Here is a 15,141-nt window from a genome sequence, read left to right as displayed (position 1 = left end):
TTGGCCGGTGTGTTTTCCGGTTAATTCTGATGGTTGCTGAACCTCTGGTTCACCCTTGGTGTTTCCTGTGGTGTCGGATGACTTCCTGAATGATGAAATTCAGAAAAGCCTTGGCGAAATCGGGGTCCAGATCGGCCTCTTTCGCCAGGTCTTCAAGCCGTGCGATCTGCGTGGCCTCACGCGAGGGATCGGACGGGGGAAGGTTGTGTTCGGCCTTGAGCTTGCCAACGGCCTGTGTGTGTTTGAACCGCTCGCCCAGCGTATAGACAAGGATCGCATCCAGCCGGTCGATGCTTTCGCGATGCTCTTTCAGCAATGCAGCCGCGCGTGTCACGGGGTTGTTCATTGGCCGGTCCTTTCGGGTGTCGAAACGTCAATCTTGGGGTGCCGCCACACCTGGCAGGGCTGGCCCAGCAGTTCGGCATTGTCACGCTCCAGCGTTGCGCCCAACCGTTCGGCCAAAGCGCGCGAGCGATCGTTTTCGTGGGCGATGTACGAAATCACCCCGTTCAGGCCCTGATGCCGCGCCGCATAGGACCGGGCGGCAAGCGCCGCCTCATAGGCAAAACCTTTACCTTCGAAATCTTCCATCACGGTCCAGCCCAGTTCAGGCTCGTCCCAGCCGGGGGCGTCAATCAGGCCGACGCCGCCAGCGAACCGACCGCTGGATTTCTCGGTCAGGTGCCAGAGGCCAAATCCTTTCAACGCCCAGTGCCCAAGGCGTCTGGCCAACATGCCCCAGCTTTCCAGCGCGTCCCGGGGTCCGCCCACCAAATGGCTGCGCTCGGTCGCAAAGAATGCGGTCAGCGCAGGCAGATCATCCAGATGCGGCGCGCGCAGGATCAGGCGTTCGGTTTCAACGGTGGGGATGGTGAACGCGGTCATGCGTAGGCCTCCATCCCGCCATTCACCAGATCCGCAGGCGCGGGGTGACGCCAGATTTCGGACCTGCCGAATTTGGGGTGGTCATAGTGATACTCGAACTGCGCGCCCAGCCGTTTCGCCACGGCCTTGCTGGCAAGATTGTCCAGATCAATCAGCGAGATCGCCGTTTTCCACCCCAGAACATCATACGCATAAGACCGTGCGGCCAGTGCCGCCTCGGTCGCGTAACCCTTGCCGGTGGCGTGGTTCATCAGGGTCCAGCCGATTTCGGGTTCGGGCCAGCCTTCGGGGCACCAAAGCCCGATCCGCCCGACATAAGTGCCCGAGGCTTTTTCCTCAGCACTCCAGAACCCGTAACCGCGCAGGGACCAGTGGCCCAGCAGCGAAGCGATCAGTCGCCAAACCTCATCCCGGCGCAGTGGTCCGCCGACGAACTTCGCTGCATCGCTGGCAAAAAACGCGGTATCGGCGTCCAGATCAGACTCGGACGGCGCGCGCAGGATCAGGCGCTCGGTTTCAAGCCGGGGGATATGTTGGGCGATGGCGTTCATTACTTCTTCTTGCCAAACCCGCTCAGGCCCTGAGGCAGCCCCATGCCGCCGCCCAGACCAGGCAGACCACCGGGCATCCTGCCGCCCATCGCCTTGGCCGCCTGTTCCAGTGCCTTGGGGTCCATGCCAGCGGCCATGTCTTCGGGGCTGGGGCCACCTTTACCGAACATGCCCTTCATGGCCTGTTTCAGCATCTTGCCTTTGCCCATCTTGCCCATCTTTTTCATCATGTCCGACATCTGCCGGTGCATCTTGAGCAGCTTGTTGAGGTCGCTGACCTCCATCCCCGAACCGGCTGCAATCCGTTTCTTGCGGCTGGCTTGCAGCAGTTGCGGGTTGGCGCGTTCGCGTTTAGTCATGGACTGGATCAAGGCGATCTGCTGGCGCAGGATCTTGTCGTCCAGACCCGCCTGATCCATCTGCTTGGCCATTTTGCCCATGCCCGGCATCATGCCCATCATGCCCTGCATGCCGCCCATCTGGATCATCTGTTCCAGCTGCATCTTCAGGTCATTCATGTTGAACTGACCTTTGACCATGCGCTTCATCATGCGCTCGGTCTGTTCCATCTCCATCGTTTCCTGGGCTTTTTCGACCAGGGCAACGATGTCGCCCATGCCCAGAATACGTCCGGCGATCCGGTCCGGCTCGAAGGTCTCCAGCGCGTCCATCTTCTCGCCCAGACCGACAAAGCGAATAGGCTTGCCAGTCACCGCGCGCATAGACAGCGCCGCACCACCGCGCCCGTCCCCGTCCATCCGGGTCAGGACCACGCCCGAGATACCGACCTTGGCGTCGAATTCTTCGGCCACCTCAACGGCGACCTGACCGGTCAGGCCATCAACCACCAGCAGGGTCTCGCGCGGGTCAACAGCGTTGCGGACCTGTTCGACCTCGTCCATCAGCACTTCGTCGATATGCAGGCGACCGGCGGTATCCAGCATGTAGACGTCATAGCCGCCCAATGTGGCTTGCTGCTTGGCGCGCTTGGCGATGTCGACGGGTTTCTGGCCCGGTACAATCGGCAGCGTGTCAACGCCGACCTGCGCGCCCAGAACCGCTAGCTGGTCCATCGCCGCCGGGCGATAAACGTCGAGCGAGGCCATCAGGACCTTCTTGCCCTCTTTCTCTTTCAGGCGCTTGGCCAGCTTACCGGTGGTGGTGGTCTTACCCGAACCCTGCAGACCGACCATCAGGATCGGGGCAGGCGGGTTGTCGATCTTCAGCTTTCCGGGGTCTTCCTCGCCGCGCAGGGTATCGACCAGCGCGTCATGCACGATCTTGACGACCTGCTGACCGGGGGTGATCGACTTGGTCACCGCCTGACCGGTCGCCTGGTCCTGCACCTTCTTGACGAATTCACGCGCCACCGGCAGCGAGACGTCGGCCTCAAGCAGGGCAACGCGGACCTCGCGCAGGGCGGTCTTGACGTCTTCTTCAGACAGGGCACCCTGTTTGGTTAGCCGGTCAAAGACGCCGGAAAGGCGTTCGGATAGATTTTCAAACATGCCTTCGGCCTCCTTAGCCGGTTATCTGATGGCGCGTCCTAGATAGGATGCGTCGGTTAAATGCACAAACGCCCCCACGGGCGAAACTCGCTGGTGGGGGGCGATCCCTGAACGACTCAAGGGACCGGAAGATCAAGACGCTTCCGGATGTTTGGCGGTCATCTACGCCTCTGGGCGCTGCGAGTCAAGGCAAACGCTTTGAGCATCTGGCCACTTGGTGTAGCGTCCAAAGGTCGGGGTCAGTTTTGGAGTTTGGTCATGAGTCAACCATTGCCGCAGCGCACCAAGGATTATGTCGGTGAAGTCACAAATACCGATATCTGGTCCGACTTCGTAATCCGTCCCGATGACATCTTTGTCTGCACGCCTCCCAAATGCGGCACCACGTGGACGCAGACGCTGGTACGAATGCTGATCACCAAAACCGCGGATCCAGTCGTGTACAACAACGCGGTCTCTCCCTGGCTCGATTGCGGGTTCAGAGATCGTGAGGAGCAGGACAGAATACTTGCCGCACAGACGCACAGACGGTGCATCAAGACCCACACGCCATTGGACGGGATCACCTATTCCCCGGATGCGGCCTATCTGGTGGTGCATCGCCATCCGGTTGACGTGCATTTCTCGCTGCGCCGCCATGTGGAAAACATGAAAGACGACTGGCTGGACTACCTGTTTCCCGATGATCTTTCCGAAGCCTTCGCGATGTTTCTGGACCGGCCCGCCTCGTCAAAGGGCACCGACGATCTGACGCTGGCCTCATACGTCCACCATTACCGTTCATTCTGCGCGTTCCGGCATCTGCCAAACATCCATTTCCTGCATTACGCCGAACTCAGCCGCGATTTGCCGGGGCAGGTGGCGCGGATCGCAAACATCTTGGGGACCGAGATCGCACCAGAAATGATCGACGATATCGCTGAGGCCGCAAGCTTTGGTTCAATGAAGGAAAACGCCCGGCGCGCTTCGCAGCAGCCCGGTTTCAAAAGCGCATTTCAGGATTACGCGCAGTTCTTCTCGTCCGGGACCAGCAACAAATGGGAGGGCAAGCTGACCGCCGATGACATGGCCCGATACGACGCGCGCCTGTCCGAAATGGTGACACCGGCCGATCGAGCCTGGCTGGAGCATGGACAAGTCCTGTAATCGTCAGGCCTGTTCCTTCGTGTCTTCCTGCTGCGCGGGCAGCCATGCGTTGACCGCGTCAACCAGTTTATGCGCGCCGCGCCCGTTCGAGAACGCATCGACAATCGGATGACGCCCTTCGCTCATTCCCTTGTCCAGCACCAGAACCGGGCGATACAGCGTCGAACTGCTGCTGTCGCTGCGGAAAGTCGAGCTTTCAACTTCGGCATGGGACAGGCTGGACAGCTGATGCTCGACCGCTTCATAGCCAAAGACAGACTGCCTGCGGATCAGAATGCGGTTCTTTGTGCGGTCCAGAATAACCTGAACCCGCCGCACGAAAACGCAGAACGCCCCGACACCTAGCCCGCCGCCGATTAGTGCAAAGAACAGCCCGAACCAGATATTCTCGCCGCCGTCACTGACCATGACCAGCCCTGCGCCGACAAAGGTCAGTATGAAAAAGACCAGCATGATCCCGATGAACCAGGGCGAGTCGGCAAGGATCAGTTGGGTCGGAGTGTTTCGAGTGACTTTCATGGCGGCACGCTAGCACCGTTTTCTGCTCTGCCCCAGCTTGAATTCGCCGCCATGTTGCGCGATGAGCGCTACAAACAGGAGGGCCCCATGGACGCATCATCCACATTTCAGGATACATTGCCGCTCAGTTCTGACGCGCTGTTGGCGCAGCTGGATGACTGGGGGCTGCCCTACCGCCTGCATACCCATGTTCCTTTGCGTACGGTCGAGGACTCCAAGGCCGTAGAAGGCCAGTTCATGGTGCCGGGCGAGAACGCGTTGCGGGTCAAGAACCTGTACTTGCGCGACAAGAAAAAGCGCAACTACCTGGTGACGCTGGAACAAAGCCGCGAGATTGACCTCAAGGCGCTGGGCGCAGAACTGGGTGTCGGCGCCCTGTCTTTCGGTTCGGCAGACCGGCTGTTGCAGAACCTTGGTATTCGCCCCGGTGCGGTCAGCCCGCTGGCGATGATCAACGGCGTGCAGAACGATGTGCAATTTTTCATGGACGCCGCTGCCCAAGGGGCCGAGGTGATTTATATGCACCCGTTGGTCAATGACCGTACCGTTGTGATGAAACAATCCGACGTGATGGCGTTCTTCGATCGCATCGGTTGCACCGTTATGTGGCTGCCCTGATCACTCAAGCGCCAGTTTCAGCGCGGCGGCGACATGAGCGGCGGACGGGTTGATGAACAGGTGCCCGTCGGCCTCGAATACCGGGTCATCCAGATACTTTGGAAAGGCCAGCGGCAGCTCGGTACAGGCCAGCAGAATGGCGGTTCCGGGACGGGCATGTTTGTTGCAAAAGGCCAGCAACCTTGCGCGCGCTGCATCAGAGGCACCACCGTAGAAATCACTGTCGATCATGGCCTGCATCTCGGAAATCTCGGGGTCGGGCAGCCGCGCATTCGCAGTGATGCCCTCGGCCGCCAGACGATCCGCATAGTTGGTGGCCTGCATCGTCACGGTTGTTCCAAGCACCAATGCGTTAGACACGCCTGTGTTGGCCGTGGCCTCTGCCGTCGCGTCGAAAATGCTGAGAATGGGCATGGAAACACCCTGTCTGATCGCGTGCAACCGCGCGTGTGGGGTGTTGGACGCTATGATGCCAAAATCGCAGCCTGCGCGCTCCAGCGTCAGCAGCGCGTCGCGAAACACTGCATCAAACGCCGCCCAGCTGGCTTCGTCCCCTGCGACACCCCGCAGGGCGCGGGTCTTGGCCTGTGTGACAGACTCGATGGTCATGGCAGGGATCGGCAGGGGCGCGCCGTGGCCGCGCGCCGCAAAGTAACGCCCGGCACCTTCGGCAATCGCCCTGTAGTAGTCCACGGTCGACGCCCAGCCCACACCGCCCAGAATTCCGATCTTTTTCATGCGCGCCATCCAGTCCGCCAGTTCCATCTGGCCAGCAGACTGGACGTTTCAGGGCTTATTGACCAGTGGCGATCAGGCCGCCAGTTCTGTTACCGCCTTTTTGGCGCTTTCCAGCGCGGCTTCGGGGTTCACCGCCATTTGATCCGCGGCGATGACCGCTACATCATGGATGCCGATAAAGCCCAGAACGTGACGCACATAGTTGGTGGCAAAGTCGATCTCGGATCCGACAGCGGTACCGCCCGACGCGATTGCCAGAATGGCGCGTTTACTCTCCAGCAACCCTTTTGGGCCGTTCTCCGAATATGAAAAGGTCAGGCCCGCGCGGGCGACCAGGTCGATCCAGGCCTTGAATGCAGCGGGGACCGAGAAGTTGTAGATCGGCAGGCCGATAACGATGGTGTCAGCCTCTTGCAACTCGGTCACCAGCGCGTCCGAAAGGGCCAGCCGGTCGCGTTGCAGGTTGTCGCGCTGCTCGGCCGGGGTAAAGTTGGCGGTGATCCAGTCTTCGGTCAGCAGGGGCAGGGGGGTGGCCAGATCTCGGCGGATGATGCGTTCCGCACCCAACTGCCGGACAATGCGGTCAGACAGGTTGCGGGTGGTCGAACCCGCGCGGCGGGCAGAGGCGTCGATATGCAGGATGGTTTTAGCCATTTTTCGGGTCCTTTAGGTCAGGGAAATCTTGTTCTGATCCCAATATGGCTGTTGCGTTTGCGAACAAAACTCGGATACATCAACAGCTATTGTTAGAAATTGCACAGAACGGTGTGACGATGGACAATTGGGATGAGGTGCGGACCGCCTATCAGGTGGCGCGCATGGGAACCGTCAGCGGCGCGGCCGAGGTTCTGGGCGTGCACCACGCCACAGTGATCCGCCACATCGACGCGATCGAGGCCCGGTTGGGTGTCAAACTGTTCCAGCGCCACGCGCGAGGATATACCCCGACCGAAGCGGGCGACGATTTGCTGCGCGTGGCGCAGGCCACCGAAGACCAGTTCAACCAGCTTGTCGGCCGGATGAAGGGGCGCGGTGACGATGTATCGGGCGAACTGGTGGTGACGTCGCTGGGCTCCATCGCGCCTTTGGTGGTGCCGACGCTGACCGAATTTCAAAAGATGCACCCCGAGCTGATCGTGCGCTACCTGACCGGAGACCGCCTGTTTCGGCTGGAATATGGCGAGGCGCATGTTGCGATCCGTGCGGGATCGGCCCCGGATCAGCCCGACAACGTTGTGCAACCCTTCCGGCAGGAAGAAGTCGGCCTCTATGCCAGCACCTCTTATATCGAACGGCACGGCAAACCTTCGGGCATCGAGGATTTCGGAAACCACCACTTCGTCAGTTCTGACGATGAAAGCAGCCGCGCGCCGTTCACCCGGTGGCTGCGCAACACGGTATCCGCCGACCGCATCACCTTTCGCTGCACCAACAATTTCTGTATGCGCGAGGCCGTTCTGGCCGGGGCCGGTATCGGCTTTATGGCCCGTTGGGAGGCCGCCCGTCATGACACTCTGGTCGAAGTGATCGACCCGCTTCCGGAATGGTTCGGCAACCTGTGGCTGGTGACCCATGTGGACCTGCACCGAACCACCAAGGTGCAAACGTTCCTGAGTTTTCTGAAAGAGGCCTCCAAACGCTGGTGCCCATGAATCCGCAGATGCGCGGCCATCTGGCCATGCTGACTTTTTCGGCCCTTGTTGCAGGCAGTTTCTCGCTTGGGTCGATGATTGCCAACGAAATTGCCCCTGCTGCCTTGAATGCGGTGCGCTTTGCCTTCGCGGCTGTGGTGATTGGTGTGGCGGCCTTGGCAACAACCGGTCTGCCCCGCAGTGCCGCGCAGGCGCCCTGGCGGTATCTGGTGCTGGGCGGGCTGTTCGCCACCTACTTTGTCCTGATGTTTTACGGGCTGCAAACCGCCCCGCCGGTCAGCGCTGCCGCGGTTTTCACCCTGACCCCCGTTGTCTCGGCCATTGCGGGCTGGGTCCTGCTGCGCCAGATCACCACGCCGCGCATGGCAATAGCCCTGTCCATCGGTGCGATTGGGGCGCTGTGGGTGATCTTTCGGGCCGACTGGCAGATGTTCCGCGCCTTCCAGATCGGCGAGGGCGAGGTCATCTATTTCTGGGGATGCGTCGCGCACGCGATTTACACCCCCATGATCCGCAGACTGAACCGCGGAGAACCTGCCGTCGTGTTCACGTTCGGTACGCTGGTTGCCGGGTGCCTGTTATTGGTCCTGTTCGGCTGGTCTGACCTGAAGGCAACCGATTGGGCAGCTCTTCCCGCCATCGTCTGGATCGGGTTGTTCTATATCTCATTCTTCGCAACGGCGGCCAGTTTCGTCCTGGTGCAGTTCTCCTCGCTCCGGCTGCCGTCGGCCAAGGTCATGGCCTATACCTATCTGGTGCCAAGCTGGGTGATCCTGTGGGAAATCGCGCTGGGCAAACCAGTCCCGACGGGATTGATCCTGGGCGGTGTGGCGCTGACGGTCATTGCGCTGCTGATGCTGCTGAAAGAAGAGGCCCCGCGCTCCATTCCCCAACGCCGGGCAGCTGAGTAACGCCGCTCCCGGTCTGAAACCGGTACAGATTGCCCACGAATTCCAAAAGCAGAATCTGTTGAGCCAGATCAAGGCAGGCCCTTGGTCTCAGGACTACCTTGGAAGGCGGACAAAAGGAGGAGATTATGTTCAAACATATCATGCTGCCGATTGACCGCCACCTGCCGCCCGAGGTTCGCAAGGCCGCAGATGTCGCCGCGCAGGTGGCAAAATGGCAAGGCGCCAAGATCACTCTGGTCAGTGTCAGCGGGGCCCATATGGGTGCATCCTCGGAAACCGAGGCCGAGATAGACAAGCAACTGGCCGACTTCACCGAACAGCTTGTATCAGAAGGCGCGGGCGAGGTCGCGGTGCGCAAGATACACTCGGTTGATGTTGCTGCCGAAGTGGACAGCGACCTGACCCGCGCGGCGGAAGAGATTGGTGCAGACCTGATCATCGTGGGCACCCACGCGCCCCGGATCACCGACTACATCTTTTCCAGCCACGCCGGATATCTGGCCAAACATGCCAGCATGTCGGTTTTCGTCGTGCGCTAGGCCTCATCCGAGATCGGAAGCTCGACTTCCAGAAACCGTTCGAACGCATCCAGGTTGATGGGTTCGAACTGACCGAACCCCTGCATCCAGACCGAAGCAGTGCGCAACGCGTCGGGTTCCAGCTTGCACCACTTCACCCGGCCGCGCTTTTCCTGTGATATCAGCCCGGCTTTAGTCAGGATGACCAGATGTTTCGAGATCGCCGCCAGCGACATCTCGAACGGCTCGGCGACATCCGTCACGGCCATATCGTCCTCCAGCAGCATCGCCAGAATGGCGCGGCGGGTGGGGTCGGCAAGGGCCGCGAACACGGTGTCGAGATCGTTGGACATGGGTCTTTCCTAATGGGCGAGAACCCGTTTGACAATTTACCCTATCACGTCACTGTGCAGCGGTGATGCACAAAGGGGGCGGCAATGGCGCTGAAATACTGGCTGGTGATCTGCGTCCTTGGCATCGGGTGGGGCATGTCTTTCATGTTCAACGCCATATTGCTGCGCGAACTTGGGCCGTTATCCGTATCGTTGGGACGGGTTGCATTTGGGGCTCTGGGCTGTTGGATCTATGTGATTGCCGCCCGTATGCCGGTTCACCTGACACTCGGGCGCGCCATTGGACTGCTGGGGTTCGGGGCGCTCAGCTATGCCGCACCATTTGCGTTCTATGCGCTTGGGCAGCAGCATATCGCGTCCGGCGTGGCGGGGATCGTGAATGCGACAACACCGGCCTTTGCCGTCATCGTTTCGCATTTCTGGCCGGGAAGCGAGCGTGCGACGCTGTTGAAATCCCTTGGCGTGTTGTGCGGCTTCATTGGGATTGTCGTGTTGTCCGTTCCGATTTTGCGTAATGGCGAAACCTCTCAGTTCTGGGCGGTTCTGCTGACCCTGTGCGCGCCGATCTGTTACGCGTTTTCCGTCAACATTGCGCGGGCCTTCCGTGACATGCAGCCGGTGGTGCTGGTCGCCCTGGCCCTGACGGGGGCGGCCTTGGCAATTTTACCCTTGGCACTTTGGCGTGAAGGCTTGCCGATGATCGAGCGCACTGAAACATGGCTTTCGTTGTTGATGATCGGATTTGTGCTGACCTCGGCCGCTTTCATTGCCTTCTACTGGTTGCTGCCCAGAGTCGGGCCAACCAACATTTCGACCGTCACGCTGATCGCACCGGTTTCCGCCCTGATACTTGGAACCTGGGTTTTGGGGGAAACTCTGCAACCCGAACATTTGATGGGCATGGCGGCGATTTTTGCCGGGCTCTTGCTGATCGACGGACGCCTTGTTCGACGCCTGTGGCCGCAGCTAGCGCGCAAAGATCAACCAAAAGGTTGAATATGGGTTTTGGGGCGATTACTGCCGCTCAGGCCAAAGGCAGGCAATTCGATCGGGCGAGCAAGCCAAAAATAACAGTTTAAAAACAATTTATTAGCCTGCGTCATTTCACACCATCAACGCCGTTGACTCTGCGCCTTTCGCGCCTTAGCACCATGCGCAAGACAGCGCGAGGATTCCGTCCGTGACCGATGACGACCAAAAGCAGCGTATGGCGCAGCTTGAGGCCAAGATCGAGGCGGCGAAAAAGGCCAGAAAGCCGGCTGCCCGCGCTGACAGTGACATATCCGGGGGCGAGCTTGCCTGGAGGATGGTCATCGAAATGGTTTCCGGTCTTGGGATCGGATTTGGCATCGGATACGGGCTGGACAGCCTGCTCGGGACGATCCCGATCTTTCTGGTGCTGTTCACATTGCTGGGCCTTGTCGCGGGCGTGAAGGTTATGCTCCGCAGCGCGCAAGAGGTTCAAGATAAACAAGCGGCCGATATGCAGGCCGAAAAGGACGAGAGGGACTGAACGTGGCAAGCGAGACCACCGCAGCACACGGCGCCGAAGGCGCAGACCACGCAGCAGAAGCCAGCAGCCTGGTGTTTCACCCGATGGACCAGTTCATCGTCAAGCCGCTGTTCGGTGGCGAGATTGCCTGGTACACGCCCACCAACGTGACCCTGTGGCTGTTCCTGGCCATCGTGGCGATCTTTGGCCTGCTGGTTCTCAGCACGTCAAAGCGTGCCATCGTCCCGACCCGGATGCAGTCGATTGCGGAACTGGCCTATGGCTTCATCTACAAGATGCTGGAAGACATCTGCGGCAAGGACGGCGTCAAGTTCTTCCCCTATGTCATGACCCTGTTCATGTTCATTGTGACCGCGAACTTCCTGGGTCTGATCCCAACCTCGTTCACCACCACATCGCATTTCGCCGTGACAATCCCGCTGGCGCTGGCCGTGTTCCTGACCGTGACCATTCTGGGTTTCGTCAAGAACGGTGCCGCGTTCCTGGGCCTGTTCTGGGTCTCCAGCGCGCCGCTGGCGCTGCGCCCGATCCTGGCGATCATCGAGCTGATCTCGTACTTCGTACGCCCCGTCAGCCACTCCATTCGTCTTGCCGGTAACGTCATGGCAGGCCACGCGGTGATCAAGGTGTTTGCAGGCTTTGCCGCAATTTCCCTGATTTCGCCTGTGTCAGTTCTGGCGATCACCGCAATGTATGGTCTCGAAGTCCTTGTGGCCTTCATTCAGGCCTACGTATTCACCATTCTGACCTGTGTTTATCTGAAAGATGCGCTGCATCCTTCGCACTAAGGTCCGACAACCCAACATCGAAACTTCCAATTCGTAAGGAGAAACATCATGGAAGGCGATCTCGCACACATCGGCGCAGGCCTGGCAGCAATCGGTTCCGGCGCAGCCGCAATCGGGGTGGGCAACGTTGCAGGCAACTTCCTTGCCGGCGCTCTGCGCAACCCTTCGGCGGCTGCTTCGCAGACCGCAACCCTGTTCATCGGTATCGCATTCGCAGAAGCCCTGGGGATCTTCGCATTCCTGGTCTCGCTGCTGCTGATGTTCGCCGTCTAATCTGCGGAACCTGATCCTTACGCGCAGGTGGGTCCAAGCCATAGCGGCCCACCTGTTGTAAAGACAACGTTCCGACGGAGGACATCATGGCGACTGAACCCATTAGCGAAGAAGTAGTTGGCGCGTGCGTCGACTCGCATGGCTCTGCCATCGGGATGCCGCAGCTCTGCTTCGATTGGTTCCCCAACCAGATTTTCTGGCTGGTCATTACGCTGGTCGTCATCTTTCTGGTCCTGTCTCGCGTGGCTCTGCCCCGCATCGCGGCAATCCTGGCCGAGCGCCGGGGGACCATTACAAATGACCTGGCTGCGGCCGAAGATCTGAAGGCCAAAGCGGTCGAGGCCGACGAGGCCTATAACAAGGCGCTGGCCGATGCCCGTGCCGAAGCGCAGCGTATCGCGGCCGAAGCCCGTGCTGAAATCCAGGCTGGTCTGGATGACGCGATTGCCAGGGCGGATGCGGAAATCGCTGCAAAGGCGGCTGAATCGGAAAAGGCAATTGCCGAAATCCGTGCCGGTGCGCTGGAAAGCATTCAAGTGGTCGCCAAGGATACGGCGGCTGAACTGGTCACCGCGCTGGGCGGCGAGGCGGATGCCAAAGCCATCGACAGTGCCATTGACACGCAGATGAAAGGATAAGTGACATGCGGAACACTCTTGCCCTTATCCTGATCGTTGGTGCCGCCAGCCCCGCGCTGGCTGCAAGCGGCCCGTTCTTCTCGCTTGGCAACACCGACTTTGTGGTCCTTCTGGGCTTCATCGTTTTCATCGCGGTCCTGTTCTACTTCAAGGTGCCGGGCATGATCGGCGGTGCGCTGGACAACCGTGCCGAAGGCATCAAGGCCGAGCTGGACGAAGCCCGCGCCCTGCATGAAGAAGCACGCAGCCTGCTGGCCTCGTACGAGCGCAAGCAGCGTGAAGTGCAGGCACAGGCTGATGCGATTGTCGAGGCGGCCAAACAGGACGCGGCTCTGGCTGCGGACCAGGCGAAGGTCGATCTCGAAAAGTCGATCGAACGCCGTCTTGCTGCTGCGCAGGATCAGATTGCCTCGGCCGAGGCCTCTGCCGTGAAAGACGTGCGCGATCAGGCCGTTTCGGTTGCGATTGCCGCTGCCAGCTCGGTTCTGGCCAAGCAGATGACAGCCGCGCAGGCAAACAAGCTGATCGAAACCTCGATCGCAGATGTGGGCGCCAAGCTGCACTGACGGGGACGCCGACAGGTAAAAAACGCAGATGACCCGAGAGCAATGCGCTGTCGGGTCTTTTGTTTTGGGGGCGGGGCTGATTTATTGACCGGAACATCACCCGGATTCTGTACCCGTCTTTGGGTCGGAATGTCCCGCTCGGGGCCGACGGGTGCAAAAAGAACAGGGAAAGACGGGCCGTGGCAGGCGAAAACGTTTCGATGAATATTGTTGGGGTGGTCAGAAACGGCGGGGCCGCGCTGATCGAAAGCATCAACAGGATCGAAGACCTGACCACCCGCTTGTACCGCTATTCCGTGACCATTGCGACAAACGACAACACCGATCGTACGGATCGGGTTCTGTCCGAATTCGCGCGCCGCGACCCGAATGTGGACCTTGTCCGCATGGATGGTCTGGCCTCCAGACTGCCGGGCCGGGTCGAGCGGATCACGGCGGCCAGAAACGCTGTCCTCAACAGGCTGGAAGAACGCGACAGCGGTCACGACCTGACATTGGTGCTTGATCTGAACGGGCCGAATGTCTGTCTGGACGCTCAGACGGTTCTGACGGCCGCACAACGTTCCGTACCACGCTGGGAAGGTATCTTCGCGAATTCCAAACCGGCCTACTACGATATCTATGCCTTGCGCTGCGCAGGCTGGTGCGACGAAGACGTCTGGCAAAGAATTCGGACAACACGCAAGCCCCTGTTCGGGCGCCGCAAATGGCGGAAAGTTCTGCTGAAATCAGCGGTTTTCGACCGCCAGTATCACATTCCGTCCGATATGCCCCTGATACCGGTCGATAGCGCCTTTGGCGGCGCAGGATTGTACAAAACACGCGCCCTGCGTGACCTGCGCTATTCCTGCCGGGATGAAAAGGGCGACCTCGTGTGCGAACATGTGATGCTGCATAAACACCTCAGGGACCGGGGCGCGCGGCTGTACATCGACCCGGCCCTGACAACCATCGCCCCGAATGACGATCTGGGCGAAGGCAGTGGCACACCTTTCCCGTCACACCTGATCCAGGCCGAGACCGGGGCCGCCTGAGCTCCGCTCCCGGAAGGCCTTCGGAAAGCGCTAGGCCTGACGGGTTTCGTGCTGCAACCTTTGCTGCGCAACGGCCTCGTTCCGCTCTGCCTTCTGCTGATCGATCATGCAGCGCTCGACAAAGCTCAAATGCGTTTCGACGGCATGACGTGCGGCTGCCGGATCGCGGGCCTGAAGGGCTGCGTTGATAGTGCTGTGCTGGTCCAGAATGGCCTCGCGGGTCGCGCGCTGCCGGAACATTGTCCGTCGGTTATAGAACACTCCCTGCACCAGCAGGTCATACATTGACCGCATCATGTGCAGCATCACCACATTGTGGCTGGCTTCGATGATGGCCATGTGAAACTCGGCATCCAGCTGCGCCTCTTGGTCCGCGGCGTTCCGGTCATGGGCCGCCCGCATCTTGTCATAGATCGCCTGAACAACCTTCAGGTCGCTCTCTGATCCCAGCCGCGCGGCCCGTTCTGCCGCCAGCCCCTCCATGTCGCGGCGAAAGGACAGGTAATCGAATACGGCCTCGTCATGGCTGCTGAATAACCGGACCAGCGCTGGCGAAAAGGCCGACCCCAAAACCTCGGCCACATAGATCCCGGACCCGGCTTTTGTTGTCAGCAACCCCTGTTCCTGAAGCTCGGACACCGCATCGCGCAGGGACGGGCGCGACACGCCCATCCGTTCGGCCAACTCACGCTCGGGCGGCAGACGCTCACCGGGGCGCAGGATGCCGCGCAGGATCAACAGCTCGATCTGGCGAACGACCGCAAGCGACAGTTTTTCCGTCTGAACTTTCTGAAAAGGCATGGTTCGTTCCGAAATTGGTCAACTCATTTGACCATGGACAGGGGGGCTGTTCAAGAATACCCGGTCAAATCCGCTGAAATATTAGGTCAGAAGTGTTGACTTTAATTTGATAAAGCATAGGCTGCGCCG

At 59.9% G+C, this 15,141-nt stretch carries 21 protein-coding genes; 12 read left to right on the top strand and 9 right to left on the bottom strand.

The window, feature by feature from the left end; translation table 11 throughout:
- Positions 1-49: 49 nt before the first annotated feature.
- Genes ACR3FC_RS06290 through ffh form a run of 4 tightly spaced genes read right to left on the bottom strand, consistent with a single transcriptional unit; the run spans position 50 to position 2,944 of the window.
- Positions 50-346, bottom strand: a complete 297-nt coding sequence (locus ACR3FC_RS06290; protein ID WP_209506121.1) for a chorismate mutase — start codon at positions 344-346, stop codon at positions 50-52.
- On the bottom strand, positions 343-885 hold the full coding sequence (locus ACR3FC_RS06285; RefSeq protein ID WP_480473928.1) for a GNAT family N-acetyltransferase: 543 nt from the start codon (positions 883-885) through the stop codon (positions 343-345). The genes ACR3FC_RS06290 and ACR3FC_RS06285 overlap by 4 nt, the downstream gene beginning before the upstream one ends.
- On the bottom strand, positions 882-1,436 hold the full coding sequence (locus ACR3FC_RS06280; protein ID WP_480473927.1) for a GNAT family N-acetyltransferase: 555 nt from the start codon (positions 1,434-1,436) through the stop codon (positions 882-884). Before ACR3FC_RS06280 ends, ACR3FC_RS06285 begins: the two co-directional genes overlap by 4 nt.
- Positions 1,436-2,944 carry a signal recognition particle protein gene (gene ffh, locus ACR3FC_RS06275; RefSeq protein ID WP_480473926.1) on the bottom strand — a complete coding sequence of 503 codons (1,509 nt, stop codon included), beginning with the start codon at positions 2,942-2,944 and terminating at the stop codon, positions 1,436-1,438. Before ffh ends, ACR3FC_RS06280 begins: the two co-directional genes overlap by 1 nt.
- 258 nt (positions 2,945-3,202) lie before the next feature.
- Here ffh and ACR3FC_RS06270 point away from each other — a divergent pair, with 258 nt between their 5' ends.
- Complete coding sequence (locus ACR3FC_RS06270; RefSeq protein ID WP_480473925.1) at positions 3,203-4,090, top strand: sulfotransferase domain-containing protein; 888 nt, start codon at positions 3,203-3,205, stop codon at positions 4,088-4,090.
- A 3-nt stretch (positions 4,091-4,093) separates the two neighbouring features.
- Here the strand turns inward: ACR3FC_RS06270 and ACR3FC_RS06265 are convergent, their stop codons facing one another.
- Positions 4,094-4,609, bottom strand: coding sequence for a hypothetical protein (locus ACR3FC_RS06265; protein ID WP_480473924.1), 516 nt, complete (start codon positions 4,607-4,609; stop codon positions 4,094-4,096).
- Between the two features lie 87 nt (positions 4,610-4,696).
- Between ACR3FC_RS06265 and ACR3FC_RS06260 the strand changes: the two genes are divergently transcribed.
- Positions 4,697-5,227: a prolyl-tRNA synthetase associated domain-containing protein gene (locus ACR3FC_RS06260; RefSeq protein ID WP_480473923.1), complete on the top strand. Its 531-nt coding sequence runs from the start codon at positions 4,697-4,699 to the stop codon at positions 5,225-5,227.
- Here the strand turns inward: ACR3FC_RS06260 and ACR3FC_RS06255 are convergent, their stop codons facing one another.
- Together ACR3FC_RS06255 and ACR3FC_RS06250 are read right to left on the bottom strand one after the other, a co-directional pair.
- Positions 5,228-5,965 (bottom strand): aspartate/glutamate racemase family protein, encoded by a 738-nt coding sequence (locus ACR3FC_RS06255; RefSeq protein ID WP_480473922.1) that lies wholly within the window; start codon positions 5,963-5,965, stop codon positions 5,228-5,230.
- Between the two features lie 72 nt (positions 5,966-6,037).
- The gene (locus ACR3FC_RS06250; RefSeq protein ID WP_480473921.1) at positions 6,038-6,619 is read right to left on the bottom strand and encodes an FMN-dependent NADH-azoreductase; all 582 of its coding nucleotides are present in this window, start codon (positions 6,617-6,619) and stop codon (positions 6,038-6,040) included.
- A 119-nt stretch (positions 6,620-6,738) separates the two neighbouring features.
- On the opposite strand from ACR3FC_RS06250, the gene ACR3FC_RS06245 reads away from it, so the two are divergent.
- The 3 genes from ACR3FC_RS06245 to ACR3FC_RS06235 all read left to right on the top strand — a co-directional run bounded on the left by ACR3FC_RS06245 (position 6,739) and on the right by ACR3FC_RS06235 (position 9,067).
- Complete coding sequence (locus ACR3FC_RS06245; RefSeq protein WP_480473919.1) at positions 6,739-7,617, top strand: LysR family transcriptional regulator; 879 nt, start codon at positions 6,739-6,741, stop codon at positions 7,615-7,617.
- Complete coding sequence (locus ACR3FC_RS06240) at positions 7,614-8,528, top strand: DMT family transporter (RefSeq protein WP_480473918.1); 915 nt, start codon at positions 7,614-7,616, stop codon at positions 8,526-8,528. The genes ACR3FC_RS06245 and ACR3FC_RS06240 overlap by 4 nt, the downstream gene beginning before the upstream one ends.
- Positions 8,529-8,653: 125 nt before the next feature.
- Complete coding sequence (locus ACR3FC_RS06235) at positions 8,654-9,067, top strand: universal stress protein (protein WP_480473917.1); 414 nt, start codon at positions 8,654-8,656, stop codon at positions 9,065-9,067.
- Here the strand turns inward: ACR3FC_RS06235 and ACR3FC_RS06230 are convergent.
- Positions 9,064-9,399: an ArsR/SmtB family transcription factor gene (locus tag ACR3FC_RS06230; protein WP_480473915.1), complete on the bottom strand. Its 336-nt coding sequence runs from the start codon at positions 9,397-9,399 to the stop codon at positions 9,064-9,066. The genes ACR3FC_RS06235 and ACR3FC_RS06230 overlap by 4 nt on opposite strands.
- A gap of 84 nt (positions 9,400-9,483) precedes the next feature.
- On the opposite strand from ACR3FC_RS06230, the gene ACR3FC_RS06225 reads away from it, so the two are divergent.
- From ACR3FC_RS06225 to ACR3FC_RS06195, 7 genes are all read left to right on the top strand, one after another.
- Entirely contained in the window at positions 9,484-10,395 is a 912-nt protein-coding gene (locus tag ACR3FC_RS06225) for a DMT family transporter (RefSeq protein ID WP_480473913.1), read from the top strand.
- A gap of 184 nt (positions 10,396-10,579) precedes the next feature.
- Positions 10,580-10,912, top strand: a complete 333-nt coding sequence (locus tag ACR3FC_RS06220) for an AtpZ/AtpI family protein (protein ID WP_480473911.1) — start codon at positions 10,580-10,582, stop codon at positions 10,910-10,912.
- 2 nt (positions 10,913-10,914) lie between these two features.
- On the top strand, positions 10,915-11,700 hold the full coding sequence (locus ACR3FC_RS06215; RefSeq protein WP_267366759.1) for a F0F1 ATP synthase subunit A: 786 nt from the start codon (positions 10,915-10,917) through the stop codon (positions 11,698-11,700).
- Positions 11,701-11,748: 48 nt separating this feature from the next.
- Positions 11,749-11,973, top strand: coding sequence for a F0F1 ATP synthase subunit C (locus tag ACR3FC_RS06210; protein WP_005981269.1), 225 nt, complete (start codon positions 11,749-11,751; stop codon positions 11,971-11,973).
- An 86-nt stretch (positions 11,974-12,059) separates the two neighbouring features.
- Positions 12,060-12,611: a F0F1 ATP synthase subunit B' gene (locus ACR3FC_RS06205; RefSeq protein ID WP_480473909.1), complete on the top strand. Its 552-nt coding sequence runs from the start codon at positions 12,060-12,062 to the stop codon at positions 12,609-12,611.
- Positions 12,612-12,616: 5 nt separating this feature from the next.
- Positions 12,617-13,177 carry a F0F1 ATP synthase subunit B gene (locus ACR3FC_RS06200; protein ID WP_480473907.1) on the top strand — a complete coding sequence of 187 codons (561 nt, stop codon included), beginning with the start codon at positions 12,617-12,619 and terminating at the stop codon, positions 13,175-13,177.
- Positions 13,178-13,356: 179 nt separating this feature from the next.
- On the top strand, positions 13,357-14,211 hold the full coding sequence (locus ACR3FC_RS06195; RefSeq protein ID WP_480473905.1) for a hypothetical protein: 855 nt from the start codon (positions 13,357-13,359) through the stop codon (positions 14,209-14,211).
- A gap of 30 nt (positions 14,212-14,241) precedes the next feature.
- Here ACR3FC_RS06195 and ACR3FC_RS06190 read toward each other — a convergent pair whose 3' ends face one another.
- Positions 14,242-15,012, bottom strand: a complete 771-nt coding sequence (locus ACR3FC_RS06190) for an FCD domain-containing protein (protein ID WP_480473903.1) — start codon at positions 15,010-15,012, stop codon at positions 14,242-14,244.
- Positions 15,013-15,141 lie beyond the last annotated feature (129 nt).

It is taken from the genome of Ruegeria sp. AF3, from assembly GCF_056536285.1.
The sequence above is the reverse complement of the archived record's forward strand: the minus strand, read 5'-3'. Positions and strand labels throughout refer to the sequence as shown.

What these genes read in the sequence shown, in the direction of transcription:
- ACR3FC_RS06290 (WP_209506121.1), bottom strand. Translation starts at nt 346, where the DNA reads ATGAACAACCCCGTGACACGCGCGGCTGCATTGCTGAAAGAGCATCGC.
- ACR3FC_RS06285 (WP_480473928.1), bottom strand. Translation starts at nt 885, where the DNA reads ATGACCGCGTTCACCATCCCCACCGTTGAAACCGAACGCCTGATCCTG.
- ACR3FC_RS06280 (WP_480473927.1), bottom strand. Translation starts at nt 1,436, where the DNA reads ATGAACGCCATCGCCCAACATATCCCCCGGCTTGAAACCGAGCGCCTG.
- ffh (WP_480473926.1), bottom strand. Translation starts at nt 2,944, where the DNA reads ATGTTTGAAAATCTATCCGAACGCCTTTCCGGCGTCTTTGACCGGCTA.
- ACR3FC_RS06270 (WP_480473925.1), top strand. Translation starts at nt 3,203, where the DNA reads ATGAGTCAACCATTGCCGCAGCGCACCAAGGATTATGTCGGTGAAGTC.
- ACR3FC_RS06265 (WP_480473924.1), bottom strand. Translation starts at nt 4,609, where the DNA reads ATGAAAGTCACTCGAAACACTCCGACCCAACTGATCCTTGCCGACTCG.
- ACR3FC_RS06260 (WP_480473923.1), top strand. Translation starts at nt 4,697, where the DNA reads ATGGACGCATCATCCACATTTCAGGATACATTGCCGCTCAGTTCTGAC.
- ACR3FC_RS06255 (WP_480473922.1), bottom strand. Translation starts at nt 5,965, where the DNA reads ATGAAAAAGATCGGAATTCTGGGCGGTGTGGGCTGGGCGTCGACCGTG.
- ACR3FC_RS06250 (WP_480473921.1), bottom strand. Translation starts at nt 6,619, where the DNA reads ATGGCTAAAACCATCCTGCATATCGACGCCTCTGCCCGCCGCGCGGGT.
- ACR3FC_RS06245 (WP_480473919.1), top strand. Translation starts at nt 6,739, where the DNA reads ATGGACAATTGGGATGAGGTGCGGACCGCCTATCAGGTGGCGCGCATG.
- ACR3FC_RS06240 (WP_480473918.1), top strand. Translation starts at nt 7,614, where the DNA reads ATGAATCCGCAGATGCGCGGCCATCTGGCCATGCTGACTTTTTCGGCC.
- ACR3FC_RS06235 (WP_480473917.1), top strand. Translation starts at nt 8,654, where the DNA reads ATGTTCAAACATATCATGCTGCCGATTGACCGCCACCTGCCGCCCGAG.
- ACR3FC_RS06230 (WP_480473915.1), bottom strand. Translation starts at nt 9,399, where the DNA reads ATGTCCAACGATCTCGACACCGTGTTCGCGGCCCTTGCCGACCCCACC.
- ACR3FC_RS06225 (WP_480473913.1), top strand. Translation starts at nt 9,484, where the DNA reads ATGGCGCTGAAATACTGGCTGGTGATCTGCGTCCTTGGCATCGGGTGG.
- ACR3FC_RS06210 (WP_005981269.1), top strand. Translation starts at nt 11,749, where the DNA reads ATGGAAGGCGATCTCGCACACATCGGCGCAGGCCTGGCAGCAATCGGT.
- ACR3FC_RS06205 (WP_480473909.1), top strand. Translation starts at nt 12,060, where the DNA reads ATGGCGACTGAACCCATTAGCGAAGAAGTAGTTGGCGCGTGCGTCGAC.
- ACR3FC_RS06200 (WP_480473907.1), top strand. Translation starts at nt 12,617, where the DNA reads ATGCGGAACACTCTTGCCCTTATCCTGATCGTTGGTGCCGCCAGCCCC.
- ACR3FC_RS06190 (WP_480473903.1), bottom strand. Translation starts at nt 15,012, where the DNA reads ATGCCTTTTCAGAAAGTTCAGACGGAAAAACTGTCGCTTGCGGTCGTT.